Consider the following 26536-nt stretch of genomic DNA (forward strand, 5'->3'; position numbering starts at 1 on the left):
ATTAATAAGTAAGACTAACACCAAAAGAAAAACTTCTCATTACCGGTCTGCCCGAATAAGTACTTCCGGCTTCCGGGTCCCAACCATGCCATTTTGTAAAAGTCAGCAGGTTTTTCCCACTGAAAAACAGATCAATTTCACTCAAACCGACCTTATTCGTAACAGACTTCGGAAAAGCATAAGACAATGAAACATCCTGCAAACGTACAAAGCTCCGGTCTTCATATACCGTAGGAGTTATTTTCGGGGTACTGATGGAACGTGCATAGACTGCATCCGGATTACGCGGTGACCAGTAATCCCATGCACTTATACGATTCCAGCGCAGATTATTCTGATCTCTAACTAACGAAGAAGAGTTGGCTGCCAGATATCCATCCTTTCCTCCTTGAACAGAATTGATAAAGAAACTAAGCGTGAAGTTCTTATACTCCAACGTATTCATAATACCAAACCGGTAAGCCGGATCTCCTTTACCTAAAATGACACGGTCTTCAGGAGTTATTTCTCCCTCTCCGGTCATATCTACAATACGATAATTACCCGGATAGAAACCGGCAGGTATATCATCACCCAACTGATAAATGCCATCCACTACATACCCATATACCGCAGAAATGGGCTGGCCTATAAACAGGTTACTGGATATGTTATCATCCTCTATGCCATCTCCGTCATTATCTTCTCCTGTCAAAGTTACGATTTTATTAGAGTTTGTCGAGAAATTGAGTGAGGTAGTCCATTTAAAATCAGAAGTCTGTATATTCTTCGAAGTGAGAATAAATTCGAAACCCTTGTTTTTGATTTTTCCAAGATTAGAAGCAATCTTTGAAAATCCCGTAATATCGGGTAAAGCCACATCATACAATAAGTCTTTTGTTGTTGTCGAATAGTATTCTACAGAACCGGTGAGTCTTTGGCCCAGAATTGTGAAATCAAGACCTAAGTTTATCCCTGCTGTTTTTTCCCATTTCAGATTACTATTTCCCAAAGCTGAAATTTCCTGTCCGATTACAGGCTTTCCACCATCACCAAAAATATATCTGATCTCAGAAGCCACTGTGGACAAAGATTTGTATCTGCTAGTCTGATTTCCACTGATACCATATCCCCCACGCAGTTTCAGATAATCAATCCAGGGTATTTTAAAGAAAGACTCTTCTGAGATAATCCATCCCAAAGCTATGGAAGGGAAAGTGGCATATTTATTATTCGCCGCAAATCCCGAAAAACCATCTCTACGCACTGTACCCGTTATCAAATACCGGTCCATTAAACGATAACTGACCCTGGCCATCTGATAACAAAGAGCCTCTCTCCAAGCATCCGAATATACATAGCGCGTTGTTGCCTGTTCCAGACTATTATAACCCAATGTCATGCGTGTAAATCCCTGTCCCAAAGCCTTTGTATAATCGTATTTACGCTCCGAAGCCCCATATAATAATGTGGCATCAATATGATGTTCGCCAAATGTAGCATTGTAAGCCAGAATATTGTCTATAGTATAATCATAGTAGCCGGTATGCTCTTTATAAGCCTCTCCTTGCAGATTGTATCCATACTGGCTGGCCTGAAAATGATTGTCTATCCTATAGTTATTTCCAAAATTCAACCGATACACTAACCCTTTAAGAGGCAATTTTATTTCGGACGATATATTACCGAAAAAGTAATTATGACGCTCGTAATCATCAATATCCGATCCCATAAAAGGATTGGTATCCAATGTATTAAAAGGATATGGCTTTATCTTACCATCTGCGTCATAAGGTTCAATCAATGGAGATTGGGTTATCAGATTCCACAAACCAGGCTCCGCACCATCCTGATTCACAAATGCACCAAAGGTCTGAATTCCTATTTTCCACCAGGGAGCTATTTCCGCATTCAAATTCAGACGAACGCTGTTTCTTTTAAAATCATCATTCACAATAAATCCACGTTGATCCGTATTGGAGTACGAAAGCATATAATTGATGGATTTACTGCCACCGGATATATTAAAACGGTTTTCAAACAGATGCCCGCTTTGTGTTCCTTCGTCCCACCAGTTATAATTATAAGGACTGACATTTCCATTTTCATCCCTCAACGGAGCATCCGGCAATTTAGACGCGAGGTCAAAATCCGGATTAGGGGTAGTATAATCAGGTCCAAGGAAAGCCTCCGTATAATAGAAGTCTCTGACATTATCCAGATACTCTTCACGATTCATCGGACGATAATTGTGGGTCGGGTTAGAAAATGTATAACTGCTGGAGAAAGTGATTTTCGGTTTCCCTTCCACACCTTTTTTAGTAGTAATCATAACTACTCCATTGGCTGCCTGTGCACCATATACAGCAGTAGAACTTGCATCTTTCAGGATATCAACAGATTCAATGTCATCAGGATTTATTGAAGATAATGAACTTGTATAAATGATACCGTCCAAAATAACCAGCACATCCTTGTTTCCTCCCAAAGTATTCGTACCACGGATAGACATCGACGGAGTACCTCCCGAATTAGTCACCTGCCCAATATTAAGTCCCGGAACATTTCCCTGTAAAGATTGTAATACATTTGAATTAGGAGACCTTTTCAACGTTTTAATATCTGCACGTATAACGGCACCCGTCAAGTCAGCCTTACGTTGTGTTCCATATCCCACTACTACCACTTCATCCAATGCTTTCACATCTTCTATCAAACGTATATCAACAACCGTTCTATTTTTCACAGGCACTTCCTGAGTAATAAAACCGATATAAGAGACAACCAAAATATCATTCGGAGCAGCCTGAAGGTGATAGTTTCCGTCTATATCCGTTATAGTCCCGGTATCCTTACCTTTCACCTTTACATTCACACCAATAATCGATTCACCGGATGTATCCGTGATTTGCCCTTTGATATTCAAATCTTGCGCAAAACCGGACACTGAGAAAAAAAACAAGAAAATCCAAATAAAAAAATGTTTCATAAATAATAGTGATTTAAAATTAACTACTTAAACTAATTCATTATATTTCTCAATTAATGAAATTAAAAAGAACTGTAACTCTTATGTGCTTCTCATAGGCAATCATTTTAAGGTTTCACATAGATGGAGAATTAGCTCTCCAAAAGATTTCACCGGACAAAAGTAAATTCGAGTCAAGACTTCAGGCATCTGTATCATTCAGAATACCGCCGTTATTTTTTCAATGACAGAATTGTAGGTGATTTTTGGAAGGATTGCGACTATCATTATGCTGATTAATGCTGATTTTTGTATTTGTTTGAGATTAAGTAGTAATTTTGAAGATGAAAACAGTAGAAAGATGAAACAGAACGGCCCATTTAAGTTAATCTTATTATTCTCGTTAGTAGTTTACTCCATAGAAGGTTTCTGCCAGCAGATTCCGACTATTAATTTAGTCATGAAAGATGGACTATCCAGTAACTATGTAACAGATATTGCCCAAGACAAATATGGCTTCACATGGTTTGCAACCAAATATGGACTTAATAGATTCGACGGAGACAAATTTACTGTCTATCTAAAAGAACCCAATAAAGAATTGCTTAATAGCAACGATATTAATAAAATTGCTACAGACACTATTAATAATAAGGTATGGATTGCCAACAGATGGATGGGCGTGAACGTATTTGATTGTGCAACACAGCAATTCTCATCTTTTTTGCATGATAAAAATAGCCCGGAGACACTGATATCCAATGAAATAAAAGATATTCTGGTCACTTCCAACGGGAATGTATGGATTGCAACGAATCAAGGATTAGATTTATATAATCCCGACAATTCACAGTTCATACATTATAATACATCGACAGTTCCTGATTTTCCCTCAAATGATATCATGACACTGGCTGAAGGCAGTAATGGTGATTTATACATCGGACATACCTATAACGGATTCACTATTTTCTCTCCGGATAACAACAGTTTTAAGAATTTCACTCATTCACCTCAAAACAAAAATTCACTTCCGGATAATACTATCCATTCTATATTTGTTGATACCAATTCTAAAATCTGGATTGCAACCAACTGCGGACTATCGCTTTTTGATCCCTTCAGAGAAACATTCCGCAATTTCAAAGATGTCAGTGGAATTCACTATACGATGCAAGGAGCTGTCTATAATGTCTATAGTACCAGTGATGGCCGAATATGGGTAGGTACAGTCTCTGATCTTTGTTATTTTGACTCCAAAGACACAGACCTGATTTTATCCGGGAAAAAGAATGTTAATCATATGTTTATTCAAGATATTTATTGGGGAATATCAAATCCAACCGTTTATTGTGTCTTTGAAGACTCTTTCAAAAACATTTGGATAGGTTCAAACGGCGGAGGAGCCAGCTTTATCAGCAGCACTTCATCCTTCTTTCATAGTTGGAGAATCAATAAGATACCGGGAGTCACTAACGGGCTCAATGACAAAGAAGTATTAACAATATGTGTTGCTGACAATGGCAATGTATGGATGGGAACCGACGGGGGAGGTATCAATGTCAACATTGATGGTAAGAATTGTATGTTTTATTCCCATGATACAGGAGATATCTCATCAAATGCTTATCATTCTTCTCTAAAAGATTCTAACGGAGATTTATGGTTTGGAAATATGTATAATGAAATGGGGATCGATATTTTTATAAGCAAAGAAGACAGATTCATCCATTACACTCCGCAGGGAAACGGTTCGGTTATCTATTGTCTCTTTGAAGACAATCAGAGAAATGTGTGGATTGGCAGCAGCAACGGGTTGGAAATTTACAACCTGATAACTAAGAAAAAAGATTTTCTAAATAAAGAGAACAGCCAACTATTAACTAATGAAATCAGAGCTGTTTCACAAGATAAAAACGGGAATATATGGATCGGCACTCTCAATAAAGGAATTAGTATATATAATCCGGAGAGTAAGACCATGAAACATATAAATGAGCACACTATATTCGAAAATTGTGTAATCAATCAGATATTCAGGGATTCTAAAAACAGAATTTGGATTGCAACAACAGAAGGATTAGTCTTATTCCCCAATGAGCAGTCAGATACTTACCAATTGTTTAATACCCAAAACGGATTAGCCTGCAATTTAGTCTGTTCCATTGAAGAAGATTCGGAAGGTAATATCTGGCTGAGCACCCATTCAGGTATCAGTTGTTTCATCGAGTCAGAGCAAAGATTCCTAAATTATGACCATAAGGACGGTACCCTATTCGGTACATATATGAACAACTCAGTTGGTAAGGCACAAGACGGAACTATTTATTTCGGCAGTATCAATGGTGTGTGCTACTTTAACCCCAAAGACAGACCTTCGAATATAATTCTTCCTCCGGTAATATTTACCGATTTCAAAGTCTATGGCAGAAACCCTCACGAAGATGCAATTGACACATCCATACCTATGACAAACGGAAAAATCATGCTTAACCATAATCAGAATATATTCAGCATAACGTTCAACGTCATGAACAAATCCCTGCAAGGTAAAGTTGAATATGCCTATAAACTGGAAGGATTAGAGGAAAACTGGATTAATATAGGAGGAGATAATCAAGTTACATTTCGCAATATTCCTTATCGTAACTATAAATTGCATATTAAGGCGCGTTATAAAAATCAGGAATGGCAAACTAACTACTCAACACTGTTCATCAGCATCAATCCTCCGTTTTGGCTCAGTTGGTGGGCTAAATTGATATATATAGTAAGTATAGCCACCATTGTATTCTTCATTATCAAATCTTATAAAAAACGTTTGCAGTTACGTAGTTCTTTATCACTCGAAAAAGAAAAAGCCCAGAAACAACAGGAATTAAATGAGGAACGATTGAGATTTTATACCAATATCACTCACGAACTGAAAACTCCATTAACATTAATACTCGGCCCACTTGAGGACCTACAATGCGATTCAAGAATACAAAAAGAACACATGAAAAAGATTTCTCTTATTCATAAAAGCACAATCCGCTTGCTAAATCTGGTCACTCAAATATTGGAGTTCCGTAAAACAGAAACCCAAAACAAGAAGTTATGTGTAATTGAAGGAAACATTGTCGAAAAGATTCAGGAAATCGGTTTCAAATATAAAGAACTGAATAGGAATGCCGATATCACATTTGATATGATTACTGATACAGACAAAATACAGATATATTTTGACCAGGAAGTAATTTCCATGATTGTTGATAACCTTTTATCCAATGCATTCAAATATACCTATAAGGGAACCATCACGCTTGCTTTGCGGTCAGTAATAGCTAATGATGTAGAATACACCGAAATTGAGATAGCTGACACAGGAATCGGAATCCCCCAAGAAGATATCTCACGTATATTCGAACGGTATTATCAAACTAATATAAGAAAAAACATACCCGGATTCGGTATAGGACTCGCTTTAGTGAAAAACCTGGTAGATTTGCATGAAGGAACTATCCTGGTGGATAGTGAGCCTAATGTAGGTTCATCCTTCCGTGTCCGGTTAATAACCAATAATTCCTATCCCGATGCCATACATATCAATACTAATCTCAAAGAATCCATAGATGAAGAGAAATCAAGCAAACCCATCGTTTTAGTAGTAGAAGACGAGGGCGACATCCGTGATTATATTGCTGAAGCACTGATGGGTGCTTACGATGTTATTGTTGCAGAGAATGGAGAACAAGGATGCCAGGTTGCCTTCACAAGTATTCCCGATATAGTTATCAGTGATATCATGATGCCCGTGAAGGATGGGATCGAATTATGCAAGGAAATTAAAAATAACATTGCAACCAGCCATATTCCTGTAATACTACTGACAGCGAAAGACACATTACAAGATAAAACAGAAGGATATGATGCCGGTGCCGATTCCTACGTCACCAAACCTTTCAGTGCATCTTTACTTAAAAGCAGAGTGGCCAATCTATTGGAAGGAAGAAAGAAAATAGCTTCTTTAATATCTTCAAGCACCCATCTTAAGCAATCTATCATCAAAGAATCATTAAACAAAATAGATAATGAATTCATTGAAAGAATAACAAAGATCATAGAAGAAAACTTGATGGATGAGAAAATAGATGTGCCTACAATAGCCCAGGAGTTATCAATGAGTTATTCTTCTCTTTACAGAAAAATAAAAGCCCTGACTGGGATGTCAACAGGAGAATTTATCCGTAAACTGAGGCTCAGGAAGGCAGAGCAACTATTGCTCTCAGGAAAGTATAATATTTCAGAAATAGCCCATCAGGTTGGGCTGAACTCTGTATCTTATTTCAGAGAATGCTTCAAAGAGGAATACGGAATGTCTCCATCAGAGTATATAAAGCAGTTGAAGTAAACAAGAATCTCCCCTAAGTCCATTTCTTAAGGGAGATTCTACTTAAACTATTTTGTAACAATTGGAATTATCAATAAAGCATGATCTGATCCAAAACAACACCCTCGTCCAATGCCTTAATCACCAGTTTATGCGATTCTCGTTTGCCGACAGGCAGTTTCACTTTTCGTATCGCTTGATTGCGCAACACATTTTCTTTCCATTCTTCGCTACGCCCTTTGGTTTCATAAGAAACGGTTTGCGGAGCCGATTTATCAACTGACAGTGTGAAACGCAGTTGTTTTTCATCCATAGGATGATTGGGTAACAAGCGTATTTCAACTTCCACAGAATCGGTTTTCCAATCATCAAAAGCAAAAGTAAGAGAAGTGTTTTTGTCGATACCTGCCGCTTTGCCCTCATATCCCAGACCTTCGCACTGTAAAGGATTTCCGGCTGTACAATCCATAGCATTCCATTTATAGGCAGGAGTTTCCTCATTTACCATAGGTGTAACGACAGTTTCATGTGCCACACGTTTAAAGACAGGAAGTTTGCGGGGTTGGAAATCCATCATGTGAATCCACTTTCCGTTTTGCAAAGCGTTATACCGACGCGTCAGTGAAACAATGCTATCGAAAGCCGCATCACTTTGTTCCCAATCGACCTTTCCATGACGGGCAAGTTGCGCATTCAGGAGCTTCCGGTTCATTTGGTCGGCAGCTTGTACGGGATATTTTACCAATTGCATATAGGCATCCTTCCGGTGGATAGGAAGTTTGGCCTCAACTTCTTCGACTACGGAAGACAAAGCAGCATAATCTTTCAAACGTTGACGAATGGTCTGTTCACTCCAAGGCAGGTCTTTTACTTTCTTATAAATAGGGTCACGTTCTTCTTCACGCGTATTTCCCATGAACTCGGGCTTGCGGATATAGGCCAAGCGGTAATGCTCTTGCATAACCGGAAGCAGAGTCTTTGCGTATTCCGTACCAAACTCTCTGCCCAGCCAATTCTTTAAATGGGCGGTAACACCTTCTTCGACCACTTGTTCTATATTCCATGCCATATCGAGGAATAGCTCAATCTGATATTCGGCAGGTTTGATATCACCTACATTCAGTACCCACATTTTCTGAATGCCACGGTCATAGGCCAGTTTCATCTGCTGATAGAGCAGATACGGGCTGAAGGTGCCCAGCCAAAGATAATCGTGCGGACGTCCCCAATAGGATACGTGATAATAGATGCCGTTTCCACCTTTGCGAACTTGTTCTTCCGGCGTAGGGAAGTGACGGATATAGCCATAATTATCATCACACCAGATCAGCGTTACATCATCCGGCACCTTCAATCCGGCATTATAAATGTCGAGTACTTCCTTGTAAGGTATGAAAGCCTGCGGAATGGCGGTAACATCTTTATTCACATACTTCTCCAGCAAACCACGCTGGTCTTTAAGCACGCGTTCCAACACAGCTTTCTGTTCTTCAACTGTTTTAGCTCCCTGCATTTGCCCGTCGTGCACGCCACGCATACCCAAAGTATAGATATTTTCTTGTCCTGCCACTTCTTTCACGCGGTCTTCCCAGAATTTGTAAACGGAGGCACTGTTATTCACATAGTCATAATCGCCCTCTCCCCTTCTTCTCCATTCGCCGGCAGCATTGCACACCATTGGTTCGCAATGGGAAGAACCGATAAAGATACCGAATTCGGCAGCTACTTCCCGGTTACCTTTTGTCAGGAAAAAGGGCAAGGTACACTCGTGCATGGCAGGCCAATAAGTGTTAGCCCGCAGGCGGAGCAATAATTCAAAGATGCGACGGTTCGTCTTAGGACCGATTTGTTGCTGATCGGCAGGCTCGTAATTCTTACTGCTCCAAGGCATCAATCCCCAATCTTCATCATTGATGAAGATGCCACGGTATTCTACGGAAGGAGACTGTGTCGTTTGGTAATTTGCGGGTAAAGTGAAAGATGTCTTTTTTTCCGGCACTACATCCGCCCACCATTCCCACGGCGATACTCCTATCAGGCGGGAAAGCTCCATAATACCATAAGCTGTACCATGTGCATCGCTTCCGGCTACCAGTAGTTTTCCATCCGGTAAAACAGTCAGAAGAAAGGCTTGTCTTTTATCTTTCAGACAAGAAATATCCACACCAGTTGCCTCTACCAATGAAGTTTTTCCTACAGTTCCCACTATGATATCCCCTTTCCGGGTATCTGTAATGGCGGGAGCTGAAAATACCGATTGATAATCACGCGCAAACAATTTCAAGGCGGTTTGCACCACTTGTGCTTCTGTTTTGTCACAGGCCAATGTAACCGATTGTCCGAAACGTAAATTAAACTGTGCCCAGCCAAGCTGCGCAATAAAAAGCAAAATTAAACTGATAACCCCTTTTTTCATATATTCCAAGTTATTTTTCAAAGATACATTCTATCATTCGGTTAGAAAGCTTATTTTTATAGCTCCCCCATACGGAGTGAAATCAAAGACCAGCTTATCATCCCGCTCTTTTAGCAACAGACTCTTTCCATTTTGAGACACCTTCACTTTTTCCCTTCCTTTCTTATCCAACACCATTGTCAAAGGTTCGTCGAATAATTCTTTGTCCAGCGACAAACGAGGTGTAACCACCCACTGCGATTTCTTTTTCACAATATCCAGTTGTACATTCTTCCGTTCTTTCACATAAGCCGCTACTTCACGGAAAGTACCTACCCAAATATTGTCTTCCTGATTCTTTACTCTACGAAAATGTTCCCATAATATATTCGGGGAAGTGAAAGCATCATAACCGGTAGAGATACCATGTATCATAGCCACTCCCCAATCACCGGCAATCATGAGTTCCTTCACCCATTTATCCAGTGATTCAACTGTAGATTTCGATTTATCACCACCCACCCCATATTGCCTTGTACGGGTAGCCACTCTACCTTCAGAAGCTTTCCGCAATATCACTTCATCAAAGGCATTGAACGGATAACAGAATGTTAGAGGTTTCTTACCTATCATTGCTCCAATAATGCTATCATTCTTCTCTATTTCCATTTTCACTCCATCTGAGTTAAGATGCTTCAAATTCGCGTGCGACCAGCTATGATTGGAGATTTCATGTCCTTTGTCAGACATTTCTTTCATCTGCGGCCAAGTCATACGTGACTTACCTTGCTGTGCAATGTCATGCTCTATAATATTCCCACATATCCAAAAAGTTCCTTTGAATCCAACCTTCTCCATTTCTGGGAAAACAAGCGTATAGTGCTCCTGTAGACCATCATCAAAAGTATAGCTGACAGCACATTCCTTATTGTCCTTATAGTCAGCTACATATACTTCCGGATCACGGTAGCGAATATATGGCACCAGTTCCGGCACTACTTTGGCTACAGCCTCAATAGCAATCCCTGCCACCACTTTTCCACCATATATATTCAGGTGGGTATTATCTACCTTTCCTTTCGGACAGAAGTCATACTTACCCGCAGGCACCCACATAAAGAGTTCCTTTGATTTTTCCACTCCCATCCCAACTACCAAGTCATGAGTTAATTTGTTCAAATCGACAAAAGGTACTTCCATTTCTTCGGCTACCCTGCGGGGAGAAATCAAATATTCTCCATGTGTATCTACCAATATATTTCCTTCTTTTTCATAGCTACCCTTATTTTCCGTTGCCCCTTCCGGTGGAAAATTCCTGCGCACAATTGAATTAAACAACACCGGATAAGCTCCTTTCTCACGTGTCTCTGTTACAAAACGGCGCAGGTTATTATCAAAAGTACTTCCCGGATCAGTGTGGAGTTTCTCCGATGGCTTTTCGTCATTATGACCAAACTGGATAAATACATAATCACCTTTCTTCAGCCTTGCAACAACTGTATCCCAACGTCCTTCATTGATAAAACTAAGCGAACTCCTTCCATTCCGGGCATGGTTCTCAACCACAACATCATCAGTCAAGAAGTTAGGAAGCATTTGTCCCCAACCACGCTCAATATTACCATTCCTCAGACTTTTGTCGGCCATGGTAGAATCACCAATCATAAAGATGGTAATGGTATCTTTCTTTTCAGCTGTAAAAGCCGAAAAAACCAACAATGCACAAAGTACAGACAGTAGCTTGATTTTCATGTTTCTCATTCTATAAAAATTTCAGCAAAGATAAGAAAGAATAGCAAAAGGATGCATGGAGTAATGTACCATCCTTTGTATTATCGTACATATCAAAAGCTATAAATGGCGTCAACCGTCACAAAACTATTATCACTTCCATAGATTGTTTTCGTTTTATCTGTCCATATTGGCATAATGCCTGTTACTTCTATAAGTAATGTATAATCTCCTTTTGACATCTTTGGAGTCATGATACGAATTGCCTTTTCCGGGTACTTACTATAAAAGTCAACCAATGAGGAATAAACCGTATCTTTCTTATCATTTAATACACTTACTTTGGCATATCCGCTGTGAGGATTTGATTCACCCACTACCGCAATATGTGTCCCTTTAAAAGGAATGGCTAAAATACTTCCTTTCGTATTTGAAGCCAAGCGACTATTTTCCTCTTTCCAATCTCGTGTGAATTCCATTTCTTTGATAGGAATCTCTCTCCCTTTCTGCAAGGCATCTACCGGCTTTAAAGTGTTTATGTCCCAACATTGCCAATATTCAGGTATTGATATTTTTATTCCATCCACCTGCAAAGGCATCCATACATAAGTTGCCGCCGAAGCCTGATGAGGATATGACCAGCGATCACCCATAAACATCGGAATTGTGTCATTGCCCCGTTTCAACGGAAAGACAAACGTACTTTGTGAATTATAAGTCAGTTTTCCTGCCGGACAGAACAACCCTTGCTTGGTCCAAGGACCTTCAATTTTCGGTGCCGTAAAATAGAAATTATCATTCTTCTCCCAACTGGTCAGATTGGAGTAGAGCATATAATATATACCGTTTTTCTTAAACATGGCAGGCGATTCTCCTGAGCCTTTCACATAAGCTACCTCCGCCTCTATGGAACGATAATCATCACTCAGCCGATAAATAGGTCCATGATGGATAAGCAAGTAACCTTTACCGTCCGTATCCTGAAAGGTTCCCATATCCCAACGTTTAACAGGCTTTCCATCATGAAGTAAAGGACCTTGCAACTTATACTCTCCATTTATTGTGCTGCATGTAGCATAGCCAATGTAAGGATCCTTATACCCCATATCATCCGCATGCATATACATGACGTATTCTCCTGTAGAGGGACATTTCATCACCTTTACCCGTTCACCTACCCGGTCGGGGCCCAAAATACCGTCAGGTTGTACCGGCAGCACTACCCTTTCAAATTTCCAGTTCACCAAGTCATCTGAAGAATAGCAGCTAAAGCCCGGAAAAGCATTACTTTTATCTGATTTATATTCACCGAAAAGGTAATATCTACCGTTATCCTCCACTATGCAGGCACCGTGTGCATTTACTATATTTCCTTGATTATCGAACCAAGGGACTCCATTATAAACAATCTTTCCGGAACCCTCATTCGAGATTCCTGCACACCCTACACAAAAAAAAGCTACTAACAAAAGCAATTTTATCATATCTATTATCTATTAGAAAACAAAATTATTTATCACCTGTACGGTTCAATACGGAATAGGAAACATTCTTTTCTACCACATTTTCCGTGTAATCTACCTTCTTTACAAAATCTTTTACCTCACCCACATATACATCTTCAATCACTATATTCCTGGCAGGAAGTTTGGCATCTCCTTTCAGTTCGTAAATGGCATCAGCCGAAGTACATGTCACATTTTTCATATAAATGCCATCAATACGCGTAATGCGTTCCTCATACGTAGGAACAAGATCTTTCCATTGGTAAAGCACATCTGTATCTATTTCAAGTACCCGTTGTACATGCCCGGCTTTGATATTCTCCATGTGGATATTCTCCACAAATGCTCCACGCCGATGATTGGTCTTGACAAAAAAGAGCCTTCTGACGGATTGTGGCACTTTGCAATCATGCATATACACATTACGGATACCCCCTGAAATTTCACTGCCAATACCCAGTAAAGTATGCCCCTCTACAATGTCGCAATTACGGATTACAATATTCTCTGTTGGTGTATTCAGACGCCATGCATCACGGTTACGTCCCGCCTTGATTACCACCGCATCATCTCCTTGATCGAAAGTACAATCTTCCACCAAAAAGTTACGGGTCATCTCAAGGTCAATCCCATCGTTATTGTGTCCATGAGCTTTTACATCCAGATTACGAACAATGCCGCCATCACACATATACATATGCACAGTCCAGAATGGGCTTTCCCTGATTTTGAATCCATCAAGTAAGATATTCCTACAACGATTGAATTGTATCAGATGCGGACGCAAATGGTTCTCCCCTACAGCCATCTCTCGTTTTTCTACAGGAACATCTGTAGATGCCATCGTATAAAGTTCTTTCAATGCATTCATGTGAGCCTCGGGACGAGCAAACCAGACTTTCCAAGTATCCATTTTAGGCTTCAGCATTCCTTTGCCTGTTATAGCTATATTCTCACACTCAAAAGCATAAATTAATGGAGAATAGTTATAACACTCCATGCCTTCCCATGAAGTCATTACAGATGGTAAATAATCAGACGGATTATCAGTAAAGCGTAATACCGCATTCTCTGCCAGATAAAGATTTACATTGCTTTTCAAATGTATCGGTCCTGTAAGCCATTCTCCTTCAGGCACTAATACTCTGCCACCTCCTGCTCTATTACAAGCATCTATTGTCTTGGCTATTGCATCTGTGTTGCAGACTTTTCCTCCCTTTACAGCGCCATATTGCACAATAGAAAAATCTTTCTCCGGAAAGATAAATTCTTTTATCGGTTCCATCGGGAAAGGAGCATCTATGTTTACTGTTACATATTGTCCAAAGACAGGAAGCAAAGCCGGCACAGCCAAGCCCAATACTGCTAAAATTCTTATAAATACTTCTTTTTTCATAGTATTCATTTCTATAATCCTTTATTCACCAATAGGTAATACACTAATGCCCAATCCTGATCGTTAGCATAAGGATCATAAAATTGTGCTTTTACTCCATCAATCTTGTATGGATACATATAAGCACATGAAGCTCTTCCATCCTCAAAGAAAAGACAAAGATTATTTCTCACCACATTCTCTGCACGCACTTGGTAAGATGTATCACCCGTGCATAATGCATAATAGTAGTATACGGCTCCGGTCACTGTACTCCAATAGTGCGGGAAAGTATCACCAAACATTTCACATTTACCAAACCAATGCCCATCCCAATGGCGAATAGCGACTTCATTCAAATGATAACTGGGCTGAAACCCATTGAAAGCTTCCAATACGGGCATCTGCCGTTTCACCTCATCCAAATACTTCTGAATACCCGTTTCCAGATAAAGCTGTGCCAAAAACAGTATAGCCGGAGCTACAATACTCTGTTCATAATTCACTTCATGTGCCGGATAATTCAGACCATTCTCTACAAATATATCTCCTGTCCTGATGAAGTCTTTCATCAAGTCTTTATATTCTTTTTCCATTCCAGCCACCTTCAGACTCTGCAATCCCAACCTGACAGGGATCCCTATCGCATAAAAGCCATGACCAAACTGACGAAACATAGACTTAAGTGTTTTATAGCCATCCGTTACGAACTGCCTGTCACCCGTCAACTTATACATCTGGAAATAAAATTCAGCTACCCACATATAATTATATCCTCGGTTCCGTTGCTTCTTATCCACACTGGAATAAGTGACATAATCATCCGTCTGTAACTTACTACGTACAAACCTAGCATATCTTAAAAGCGACTCTTTTAATGCAGAATCTTTAGTCAGCAAATATTGTTTAGCCAGCAGTACTCCCATTCCCAAGCGCTCCGCACCTTCATCACGATCTACGGGATTACAGTTCGGCGTATCATTCAGGTAAATGCTGTCCCCTTCATTATCGTAAACCATGTAAGCACCGTCACGCAAGTCAGCAGGATTATTCATTTGTTGATTAGTACGTATAAAGTTAACCCGTTTTTGTATCAGTTCATCCACAGAGTTAATTACCAGACAGTCAGCGTGCGTTTGTTTGTTCCCATTGTAATAGAAATCAAAACGGATTTCGCCAGCTTGTTCTATAGGTGTTTCTATTATATAGATATTTCCTTTTCGCTTTACTGCCACCGGTACACCGTTTATCATAGCTCTGCATGTCTTCAACGGTTTCAGGCTACGAAGTTCTACATGGGCAACCTCTCCTTTTTGATACACATATTTATCACACGATACAAGCACACTCCCCCGTTCTAAAAGTTTATTGCAAAAATCATCATTACCCCCATGAGCAAAGATATACCATTCCAAAGAATAGCTTTCTCCGGGTTTTAGTTGCATATCGGGCACATTTAATGCAAAGATCCCTCTGGTATGTGAGTTTGCTTTCTTACGTCCTCGTTCCCATATTTCATAACTCTTTACAGCACCTTCTGTCACCATCAATCCTAAGTGAGGTGCATAAGCTCCCATGCGAATAGCATTGACATAAGCGGCATTTTCACCTTCCCATATCTGAACATTGGCACGGGAATTCATACATTCCTGCGCACTGGGATAATTGTCATTGAAAGGAGTATAAATACCCATATCATAAAGGGATACAGCTTCTTCACCTATATTAGTGAAAGTATACCTTTCCACTAAATTATCCTCTTCCAGCCTTCGCTTAATCTGAATGCGGATATCACTCTCACGGTACATTACTTCCATACCGTCCGCACTGATTTCAACCGGATTCTTCCACTCTTTCTTAATACTTTCCCGTCCTTTAGTTACAGTGAAATATCCCAGACCCCAGCCATAATTTTCTTTCACCCAGGCATATTGAGTGCCGTCAACTCTCACCAGCCAGTTCATACCACGCGCGTCCCGCTGTATCTTTAGTTCACTAAGAGCTCCGGTCGACGAATTGACTTTCAACTCAATAGGACTATTTCCGGCAGATAAAAGACTGGCTACCATCAACAGACTAAAAGCAGCTCCAAGTTTCTTTAATAACCCATTTCTCATATTAACGATTCTTGATTCAAATTAAAATTGAATTGTAGTTTAAATGAGAGGTCATTTGCTCTAACAGTAAATGCCCCTCTCAATCACCTATGAACTTTATTGTTCAGCAGCCATATCTGCACTCACAGGCCAATAAGGATTCTGATAAATAGGAGAACTCTCAACTGTCACCCCATCGGAAGATGTAATGAGAAATTGCTTTGCCATGATCGGTTCCAGATAATGAGCCATCTTCCATTTGTAACCCTCATAACACTTCTGAGTGCTGGTTCTGCGATAAGGACGAAGATATTCACTATCCGATTTCTGCGATACGGTTGCATTTACCGAACCATCTGCTACCAACCCTTGATACCATTGTTCCATCGGTGTATTCCAAAGATGCATTCCTTCTGGAATATAAGGAGTTGAAATCATCTGATCCATAGCTCTCCAACGACACACATCCATATAACGCAAACCTTCAGAGAGGAATTCCGAACGACGTTCGCGACGAATATTATATAATGTCTTATCCGTCAAGATCTTTCCTGCAGAATAAGCCCCCCAATCATTTTCCGCTTCCTTCGCCATATCAGTGGCAGCAATTGTAACATCAATATCTTCGTTTACATGGGCACGGCGACGGATAATCTGCCAATATTCGCGTGCTGTTCCATCCAATGTCCCATTCTTTTCATAACTGGCTTCCATATAGTTCAGCAATGCTTCTACCGAACGATAAAGTACTACTCCAACAAAGCCGGCCCACACGTCCTGATAGTGTTTCACATCAAAAGAGCCACCTTTTCTCAAAAGATAACCAGTGGTGGCACGTGTCTGATTAGCACCGTCAGTGATACCCGGATAAGGTTGCGTACGATAGAAAGTACTGAGCGGACTTGTTCCATCTATAAGAATGTTCTTCTGTCCGGGTTCTTTCAAAAAGACAGATAAGCGTGAATCTCTGTTGGTACGCACATCTGCAATCGTTTTATCTCCTGTATAATTTCCGTTACCATCCGAATAAGAACCGTTCTTATAAACAGGAGTACCATCCGCCATCAGGAAATTTTGTACACAAGCACGAGTTACACCCAAAGCCCAGTTGCCCTGATTGGCACCAACACATACTCCATGCGTAGACACCCCATACGTATACTGTTTCCAAAGCAAAACTTCGGGATAGGACGAAAGATCATCTGTTGCATACATATCATAAAATGGATTAGTGGGGTCTCCAGAGTTCTGTTGTAATACACCTGTATTCGCAGTCAACGAGTTCTTATATTTTTCAGCCACTTCCTTTGAAGCTGAAATAGCCTCATCAAGAAAATAATTAATTTCACTGTCAATGCTTCCGCCCGGATACTGGTAATTGGCATTATAGTCTTTCGATTTACCCGGCCATCCTTCACCATTGGGAACAAACGCAGTACCTTTAAAATATTTCAGCCAAGTACCTTCATAAAGAGCAACACGTGATTTTAGCAATAAAGCCAGGTCACGATTAATGCGGGTAGTTGTCATGTTTTTCCCTTCCATCAATCTAGCTGCCTTATCCAAATCAGACAAGATAAAACGAGCAACTTCATTACGAGGCATGCGCTTGCTGGCTTCACTCAGCACAACCTCATCATCTGGCAAAGGTTCGGTAATAATAGGAAAATCACCAAAATACTGATAGCGTTTAAAGTATTCAAGTGCACGCAAGGTATACATTTCACCTATATAATGTCTGATACTGGCTAAATCACCGGATATCGTATTCTGTGAACCACTTAAATCATCTCCAAACCGAGGCAACACTTCTGAAAAGAAAAAATTCAATCTATATATAGTTTCAAACGACCAGTTTCCTCCCGAATAGGGCACCTTCCATTGTCCTTCAAAGAAACGATCAGGAGCGGTTTCGGGTATCTGATTATCAGTATATTGGTCATCAGTACCATAATATCCATAATTACTACCAGGAAGAACCCGCGGATATATTTCATCCGCATAGGCCTGTAACTGGGAAACTTCCGTGAAATATTTATCAGGGTCTACGGATGATTTTGGTTCACTATCCAGAAAATCATCACAAGCCGTGAGTCCGAAAACGAATGTTGCGGTTAATGCTATTCGATATAATGTTTTCATATTATTCATCTATTTAAAAAGTTAAACTCAAACCGAATGACCATGTACTTGACAACGGATAAACATTGCCACCGACACCTCCTATACAAGTTTCAGGATCAAAAACGTCAAACAAAGAAGTGAAAGTCAACAAGTTCTCGCCTGAAACAAACAAACGACATTTTGAAATTCCTGCTTTCTTTGTCCATGTCGCAGGTAATGTATAGCCAAGTTGTAGATTCTTCAAGCGCATATAAGCGGCATTCTGCATATAGCGGCTTTGCACACGCTGATTCTTACCACCATCTGCATAACTAAGAAGAGGACGAGGGAAATACGAATTGGTATTCGCCGGAAGCTCATACCCTTCCAGACCGGACGATTCAGCACGGAAGTAGTCATTGTGTTGCACAAATCCTCGTATATGCCATTCACTCACATTACCCCGGACACCCCAGAAATAACCACCGGCATTGTCATTGTTTGTGGTAGAATCACCACCAGGCCAAAAATCATGTTTCAAAACTCCCTGCAAGAAACAACGGAAGTCAAAGCCTTTCCAATCAGCAGTCAGGTCAATACCAAAGAAATAATGCGGGTTAGCATCACCCAATACTTTTAAATCACCATGGTCACTCAAGGTGTTGGCACCCGTAGATATCTTACCATCGCCGTTCAAATCTTTATACATGATATCACCGGCTCCCCACTGTGTTCCGATGGCACTTTGTCCACCTTTAGGCAATGAAGCAAGATGTGCATCCATTTCTTCCTGTGTTTTGGCTATACCTATTGTCTCAAGTCCCCATATCTGGTTTATTTTTTGTCCGGTAATATACGCCCACTTAACTCCCGTGTTAGAACTTCCGGAAGTCAAAGAACCGGTTTTATTACTCGGATAACTGTCTATATAAGTCTGCTGGTCAGACAATGAAACACTGATACCATAATTCAATCCGTTCTTCAGGCGGTCTCTCCACGCCAATGAGACTTCCCATCCTTTTGTTTTCAAATCACAGTTGTTGGTTTGAGGCGGGTTGACACCCAAAGTCAGAGGCAATTCAGGAGCATCTCCCACCATATCTTTTGTATAGCGGACAAAGTAATCGAACGATCCCGTCAACCTATTGTTGAAGAAGCCATAGTCTAACCCGATATCCCAAGTACGGACTTTTTCCCAAGTCAAGACTGTACTAATCAAATCACCTACCTTTGCAGTGTTAGGTTTAGTTCCATTATGTAACCAGCCTCCATCCAGTACACCTAACGTCATAGTACGATAAGTAGGATACCATGTATTCGTATTCTGATTGCCCAACTGTCCATACGAAAAACGTAGTTTCAGCAAATTGGCAACATTCTGCATCGGTTGCCAGAACTTCTCCTGTGCGATATTCCACCCCAAAGAAAAAGATGGAGACCATTGCCAACGATTACCACGACGAAAACGGGAAGTACCATCATAACGGATATTGGCTTCTACCAAATAACGACCTTGATAATCATAGTTCAAACGTCCGAAGAAACCGGCAGTCGCCCATCTGTTGCTATATCCATGCACTGTAGCATCTTTAGCCAAACCGCTATTCAACTGTCCGTTCGTCAAATCAAATTCCGGCATATCCGCCATTATCAATCCATTCTTGAAAACATTCAAGTCACTTTGTTCCATCTCTTCCGCCTGAAATCCGGCCATAATCTTCAGGTTATGCGCCTCATCGAACGTATGTGCATATTCACTATAAATATTCAGATTCAGATAGTTTTCCTTTTTATCTTCCTGATATAATCCTGAATCCTTTTCACGATAAAGTTCGGTTCCAGTGGGTCCCAACTGATATGAAGGCAATGTCGTTTCTTTCACCTTCTGATTCATAATACTATAGTTGAATTCTACATTAGTAATCCAATTCTTTACAGGCTCAAATATAAGGGCTGCCTGATAATAATGGCGGTCAGTCTGTACATCGCGTTGTCCGCCCTGCTCCAACTCTACGGCATTATAGCCAAAGATATTACCATTGGGATCGTACATCGGAATATTAGGCCAGTTCTGCCGACCGAACATCCGGTAAAAGGTATCATTGAACTTACGTGGACGCCATACATCGTTACGTGTGAAACGAGTTGTGAAGTTAAACTTCAACCAATCAGTCAGTTCGCTGGTAAATTTACCTGTGATATTATAGCGTTTCATGCCATCCTCACCGATTTTCAACAAACCACCCTGATCCAGATAATTGAAAGAACCATAATAGGTCATCTTCTCACTGCCCCCTGATACGCTCACATTGTGTTCTTGGGAGAATACCGTACTTTTATAAAGTTCATCATAAATATCCGTATTACCATAGGCATACTGCCACACATCATTCCAAGCATCCGGATTACTAGGACTGGGATCCATACCGCCAGTCAGTTTACCAGACTGATAATCGAGCATCTTCCGCATAGTCTCGTCTGAAAATCGGGCTGCTTTGCCACTGTTCTTGAGAGATTCATTCATTAATACGGCAAAAGTGTATGAATCCATAGACTCCGGTAAACCTATGGGACTGGCTATACGAAAACTATTATTATAATTGATAGTAGCCTTACCTGCTTTACCCTTCTTCGTCGTAACGAGAATTACACCGAACGGTGCGCGCGAACCATAAATAGAAGAGGCCGCCGCATCTTTCAGCACTGAGATATTCTCAATATCCTGCGGATTCACCGTATTAATATCGCCCTCCATACCATCAATCAATATCAATGGAGAACCACTTGAAGAACCGATGGTTCCCGTACCACGTACGGAAATACTCATATTCTGATCCAAAGCTCCGGAATTTGTCGTAATTTTCAGACCCGGAACCAAGCCTTGCAAAGCCTGTGTTGCCGATGATACCGGACGTGATTCCAACTCTTTCGCTGTAGCAATTCCCACCGAACCGGTCAGGTTCACCTTCTTCTGAGTACCAAAACCTACCACCACAACTTCATCAAGCATTTCAGTATCTTCTTTCAAAGTCACATCAATAACTCTGCCTGCCACTGCCTGTACTTCCTGCGCTTTATATCCTATATAGGAAATGAGAAGCGTTGCACCGGAAGGTACTGAAAGAGAAAAGTTACCGTTGACATCAGTAATAGTGCCATTAGATGTATTCCCTTTTTCTACAACACTGGCACCGATAACCGGCCCCATCGCGTCACTTACAGTTCCGGAAACTTTGATTTGTTGTTGAACCGTTTGCACACTTTGTTCATTGCCCGTAGCCCTCACCGTGAGGGGTTGTCCGGCAATGAAACCAGTGCAAAGCAATAAGGCCGCAAGCGCCTTCCGATTGTTTCTAAAAGAATCTGATTTCATTGTTTTCCTTTTAAATTAGATAATAATAATAAGGTTAATAGAATCTCAAAAACTGGTCCCGTTATGGGATATGCAAAGATATCGAAGTAATAAAGAAAGCATAGGGGACAAATTCACTTTCAAGAAAGGACAAATTCGTCATGACTGTTTTCTCCCACTCTTTGACCAATCTCTCCGGGGAGCTTTACTGAACCGATATGGATTATCTTACATTACTCCAAATGATAACTTGGTTCACCCCACACGGTAACTCCATTTACATGCCGAGGTAAAGGTCGTTACATACCGAGGTAAAGACCGTTACAATAAGGGGTAAAGGTCGTTACATACGGCGGTAAATGCTTTTACATTATGGCGTAAATAGAATATAAATGTGATTCATTGATTATCAACAAACTAACTAAGAGTGTCAGCCTACTTTTATTTATTTCTGCACAACAAGCCAACGAAATGAGAAAAAGGACAAGAGTGCTTATTACAGCAATACAAAGGCAAGGCAAATTCGTCAAATCACAAGGGCAAATTGGGCAAAACCAAAGTAACAAGTACATCAAATACAGATTTATCGTATATTTGTTGCAAAGACAACCCTAAAATAGGAACAATCATGCGAAGCTACAAACTTCTTCTATTCTTGCTGTGCCGGCTGCTATTCTGTATCGATGGCATGGCACAACCTTATACCTTGCGACATCTGGGCGTAGAAGACGGATTGTCGAACAATTATGTCCGCGACATTGCACAAGATAAACAAGGTTGCATCTGGGTGGCAACAGAACTTGGACTGAACCGGTTTGACGGATGCAACTTCACCACCTATAAAAGTAACAACTCACAATTAATCAATGATGCACTAAATGTACTACTATATGACGAAACAGAAAATGTGGTATGGATAGGTGGAAAATTCGACGGTATAAGCGCATTGGACTGTTCCACTTATCAATTCTACTCTTACACATCCAGAGACGAGGTAAGGGCGGATAATATCGTGCACTTGTCTCATGCCTCCGATGGGGGAATCTGGCTGACTCCACATTACGGGAACATTGTTCATTACGATAAACATAGCCACACATTCACATCGCTCGCTGATATGGGTATAGAGAACCTAAATAAATCCAACTGGTGTTGTTTCGACGATGGAGAAGGGCATCTTTATATCGGACACGCCCAAAGCGGAATGAGTATTATAAACCTGAAAAACAAAACAGTACGTAAACTCAGTCATACAAACAATAATCCGCAAAGTTTGCCCGGAAACAGTATTTATTCCATTTATAAAGATCATTTGCAAAACATTTGGGTAGGAACCAACAGGGGATTGGGTTTATTTAACCCGAAAACAGAAGAGTTTAGCGTATTCAGGCATGAATCCGATAACCCTCATTCTCTGATTGCCGACCATATTTACGATATCAAAGAAATGAATGACGGCACGCTATGGATTGCCAGTGATATCGGCGGAATCAGTATACTCGATTTACACAGTATAACTTTTAAGAGTCCTGAAAAGGTGCAGTTCTATAATATCACCGCGGACAATAGCAAGCACGGGGTTACATCAGGAAATATACGCACCTTGTTACAGGATTCTTTCGGAAATATCTGGATAGGCAATTACAGTAGCGGTATAGATTTTATCAGCCACAGCCAACCGGAATTCCACATATTGCCCTATATGACCGAAAAAGGGAATATCACCAAGCACAAGCCTGTATGGGGAATCTGCAAGGATGAGAACAATCAAATCTGGCTGGGCGGTGAGAATGAAATAACATTATTCAAAGACAATAAACTCCTGAAAAGTATAGATATAACCAAACAACTTTCAAGACCATACGGACAAGTGTTTTCCATCATCAGCGACCAGCAAGGCGCATTATTACTTGGAATATACGACGACGGTCTTCTAAAATTCAATATCCGTAACGAACGTATCGAACGTATTCCATTGGATATGGCGGATGTAGATATCATCACCTTTTTCAAAGAAAATGATGAAAAAATATGGATAGGCGCCGAATATGGAATATACAGCTACAGCAACGGTACTCTCCGCAAAGAAGACGAAATCAACCGGTTATTGCCAGACCGATCAGTATATGGCATTCTCCGCGACAGGCAAGGTAAGTTGTGGATAGGTACTTATGGCGGAGGAATAGCTGTCCTTGACAAAGAAAACAAGCTGGTAGCCAAACTGAACAAAGGCACTCGCTTCTGCTCTAATGCCATCAATAGTCTTTACATGGATTCTCAGGGGGGCGTATGGGCTGCCACACGCAACGGAATAGGATACATTAAAGATACAGCCCGTCCGGAAGAGTTTGAAGCATACGGTTATGAGCAAGGACTTGAAGACACCTTCGTACGTGCCATTCAAGAAGATGCATCCGGAAATATCTGGCTCAGTACCAACGATGGAATATCCTTTTGGAACAAGCAAAAGAAGAAATTCGACAGTTACGACTATCGTGACGGCATACCTATGGGAAACTTTATTGAAGGTTCGGCCTGCCGGGCAAAAGATGGCACACTCTATTTCGGCTCGCTAAACGGTGTCTGCTATTTCAATCCGGAAAATCTGATCGCAGAACGCCAAGTGGCTCCTGTACAGATTATCGAATGCAGAAGTCTGAATAACCAGATAGAAAGTCGTAATGAAGGAACTATCATTCCGACCTCTGAGGGAAGCATCAACCTGCCCTATAACCGGAATTCTTTCCGCATCTCATTCACCGTACCGGACTATTCGCAAAGCGGACAGGTGGAATATGCATATATGATTGACGGACTGGAAAATACATGGACCAATACTTTAGGAGAAAACATGATTACTTTCCGCAATATTTCCCCGGGAGAATATACATTCAAAGTAAAAGCAAGGTTAAGAAATCAGGAGTGGGACGATAGTCATATAGCCACATTACAAGTACACATCTATCCACCTCTATGGCTGACGTGGTATGCGAAAGTCTTGTATATTCTGCTGGTCTTATTGTGTGTGTATATCTGGTTCCGTTTTTACAAACGTAAACTCATGCTGGAAAACTCCCTTGAACTGGAAAAAAAGAAAAGCCAAAACGAACAGGAACTTAACAACGAACGTCTGCGCTTCTACACCAACATCACACACGAACTGCGCACCCCATTAACGTTGATACTCGGTCCACTGGAAGATTTAGTCAATGACTCTAACGTACCTGCTTTTTATAGTAATAAAATCAAGATGATTCACAGCAGTGCTATCCGGTTATTGAACCTTATCAACCAAATACTGGAATTCCGCAAGACGGAAACACAAAACCGAAAACTAACAGTAACCAAAGGAGATTTAAGTAGTCTGATTACAGAAATAGGTTTGCGTTACAAAGAATTGAATCGGAACGATAGAGTAAAATTCCACATTCGTGTTCAGCCCTCAAAGACTAAACTCTATTTTGATACTGATATCATCTCTACCATACTGGATAATTTGTTATCAAATGCCATAAAATACACCCCGGAAGGAGAAATCAACCTGATTATGCATCCGATAAATCAGGAAGGCAAACAATATACAGAAATAGTGGTCAGCGATACCGGATACGGAATAGATGCTGACGCACTGCCGCATATCTTCGACCGTTATTATCAGGCGAAAGGAAAACATCAGGCGTCAGGTACAGGCATCGGCCTTGCATTAGTCAAATCACTGGCCAACCTGCACGAAGGCAGTCTGCATGTAGAAAGTGAAACGGGTAAAGGAACGACTTTCACTTTCCGGATTCTCACCGAAAATACTTATCCCGATGCCTTGCATAAAGAAGACAGAACGGAAAGTATTCCAGAAAAAACGGAAAGCTTAAAAGAGGAAGACAATGATACTTGTCCGGTAATACTGGTTGTAGAAGATAATGATGATATTCGCGAATACATCGCTACTTCTTTCAGCAACAACTACCACATAATGACTGCTACTAACGGAAAAGAAGGAGTAGAACAAGCACTGAAATATATCCCTGACATCATTATCAGCGACATTATGATGCCTGTAATGGATGGTATTGAATTATGCAAACTGATAAAAGAAGATGTTCGCACCAGCCATATCCCCGTCATTCTATTGACGGCCAAAGACTCCATCCAGGATAAGGAAGAGGGCTACGAAAGCGGTGCCGACTCATATCTTACGAAACCATTCAGCGCCAAGTTGCTGCACAGCCGTGTTCACAATTTGCTGGAATCACGAAAGAAGTTAGCCCTGCTGATAACCAACCGTACCAAAGAGTTGAAACCGGAACAAGTTCAGGAAACAATGCAACTAAGCCGGTTGGACGAAGAATTCTTGAACAGGTTTACTGCAATAGTAGAAGAAAATATCGACACACCCCAATTGGACATGCCCTTCATGATAGGCAAGATGAACATGAGTCACTCCACCCTTTACCGAAAGATAAAGGGACTGACTGGAATCTCAGGCAATGAGTTCATCCGGAAAATAAGACTGAAAAACAGCTTGCGCTTATTGATGGAAGAAGGATTCAATGTTTCGGAAGCGGCTTATGCAAGCGGTTTCAATGACTTGGGATATTTCCGGAATTGCTTCAAAGAGGAATATGGAATGGCACCGTCGGAGTATATAAAACAGAAGAAATAG

At 40.7% G+C, this 26536-nt stretch carries 10 protein-coding genes; 2 read left to right on the forward strand and 8 right to left on the reverse strand.

Features of this window, described 5'->3' with window-relative positions; genetic code table 11:
* Position 1 precedes the first annotated feature (1 nt).
* Positions 2–2968 carry a SusC/RagA family TonB-linked outer membrane protein gene (locus tag VYM24_RS00165; protein ID WP_330941173.1) on the reverse strand — a complete coding sequence of 989 codons (2967 nt, stop codon included), beginning with the start codon at positions 2966–2968 and terminating at the stop codon, positions 2–4.
* A 340-nt stretch (positions 2969–3308) separates the two neighbouring features.
* Here VYM24_RS00165 and VYM24_RS00170 point away from each other — a divergent pair, with 340 nt between their 5' ends.
* Positions 3309–7340, forward strand: coding sequence for a hybrid sensor histidine kinase/response regulator transcription factor (locus VYM24_RS00170; RefSeq protein WP_330941174.1), 4032 nt, complete (start codon positions 3309–3311; stop codon positions 7338–7340).
* A gap of 70 nt (positions 7341–7410) precedes the next feature.
* On the opposite strand, the gene VYM24_RS00175 is transcribed toward VYM24_RS00170, so the two are convergent.
* The 7 genes from VYM24_RS00175 to VYM24_RS00205 all read right to left on the reverse strand — a co-directional run bounded on the left by VYM24_RS00175 (position 7411) and on the right by VYM24_RS00205 (position 21897).
* Positions 7411–9735 (reverse strand): glycosyl hydrolase 115 family protein, encoded by a 2325-nt coding sequence (locus tag VYM24_RS00175; protein ID WP_330941175.1) that lies wholly within the window; start codon positions 9733–9735, stop codon positions 7411–7413.
* A gap of 33 nt (positions 9736–9768) precedes the next feature.
* Complete coding sequence (locus tag VYM24_RS00180; protein WP_330942296.1) at positions 9769–11466, reverse strand: polysaccharide deacetylase family protein; 1698 nt, start codon at positions 11464–11466, stop codon at positions 9769–9771.
* A 92-nt stretch (positions 11467–11558) separates the two neighbouring features.
* A complete protein-coding gene (locus tag VYM24_RS00185; RefSeq protein WP_330941176.1) occupies positions 11559–12929 on the reverse strand; it encodes a family 43 glycosylhydrolase in 1371 nt (456 codons plus the stop codon).
* 25 nt (positions 12930–12954) lie between these two features.
* Complete coding sequence (locus VYM24_RS00190; protein ID WP_330941177.1) at positions 12955–14346, reverse strand: alpha-d-galacturonidase; 1392 nt, start codon at positions 14344–14346, stop codon at positions 12955–12957.
* Between the two features lie 11 nt (positions 14347–14357).
* The gene (locus VYM24_RS00195; RefSeq protein WP_330941178.1) at positions 14358–16442 is read right to left on the reverse strand and encodes a six-hairpin glycosidase; all 2085 of its coding nucleotides are present in this window, start codon (positions 16440–16442) and stop codon (positions 14358–14360) included.
* A gap of 96 nt (positions 16443–16538) precedes the next feature.
* Complete coding sequence (locus VYM24_RS00200) at positions 16539–18563, reverse strand: RagB/SusD family nutrient uptake outer membrane protein (protein ID WP_330941179.1); 2025 nt, start codon at positions 18561–18563, stop codon at positions 16539–16541.
* A gap of 13 nt (positions 18564–18576) precedes the next feature.
* Positions 18577–21897, reverse strand: a complete 3321-nt coding sequence (locus VYM24_RS00205; protein WP_138291872.1) for a SusC/RagA family TonB-linked outer membrane protein — start codon at positions 21895–21897, stop codon at positions 18577–18579.
* Between the two features lie 607 nt (positions 21898–22504).
* Here VYM24_RS00205 and VYM24_RS00210 point away from each other — a divergent pair.
* Positions 22505–26536 carry a hybrid sensor histidine kinase/response regulator transcription factor gene (locus VYM24_RS00210; protein ID WP_330941180.1) on the forward strand — a complete coding sequence of 1344 codons (4032 nt, stop codon included), beginning with the start codon at positions 22505–22507 and terminating at the stop codon, positions 26534–26536.

Origin of the sequence: Bacteroides sp. MSB163 (assembly GCF_036416795.1) — a bacterium.
In the GTDB taxonomy this organism is placed as follows: Bacteria; Bacteroidota; Bacteroidia; order Bacteroidales; family Bacteroidaceae; genus Bacteroides; species Bacteroides maternus.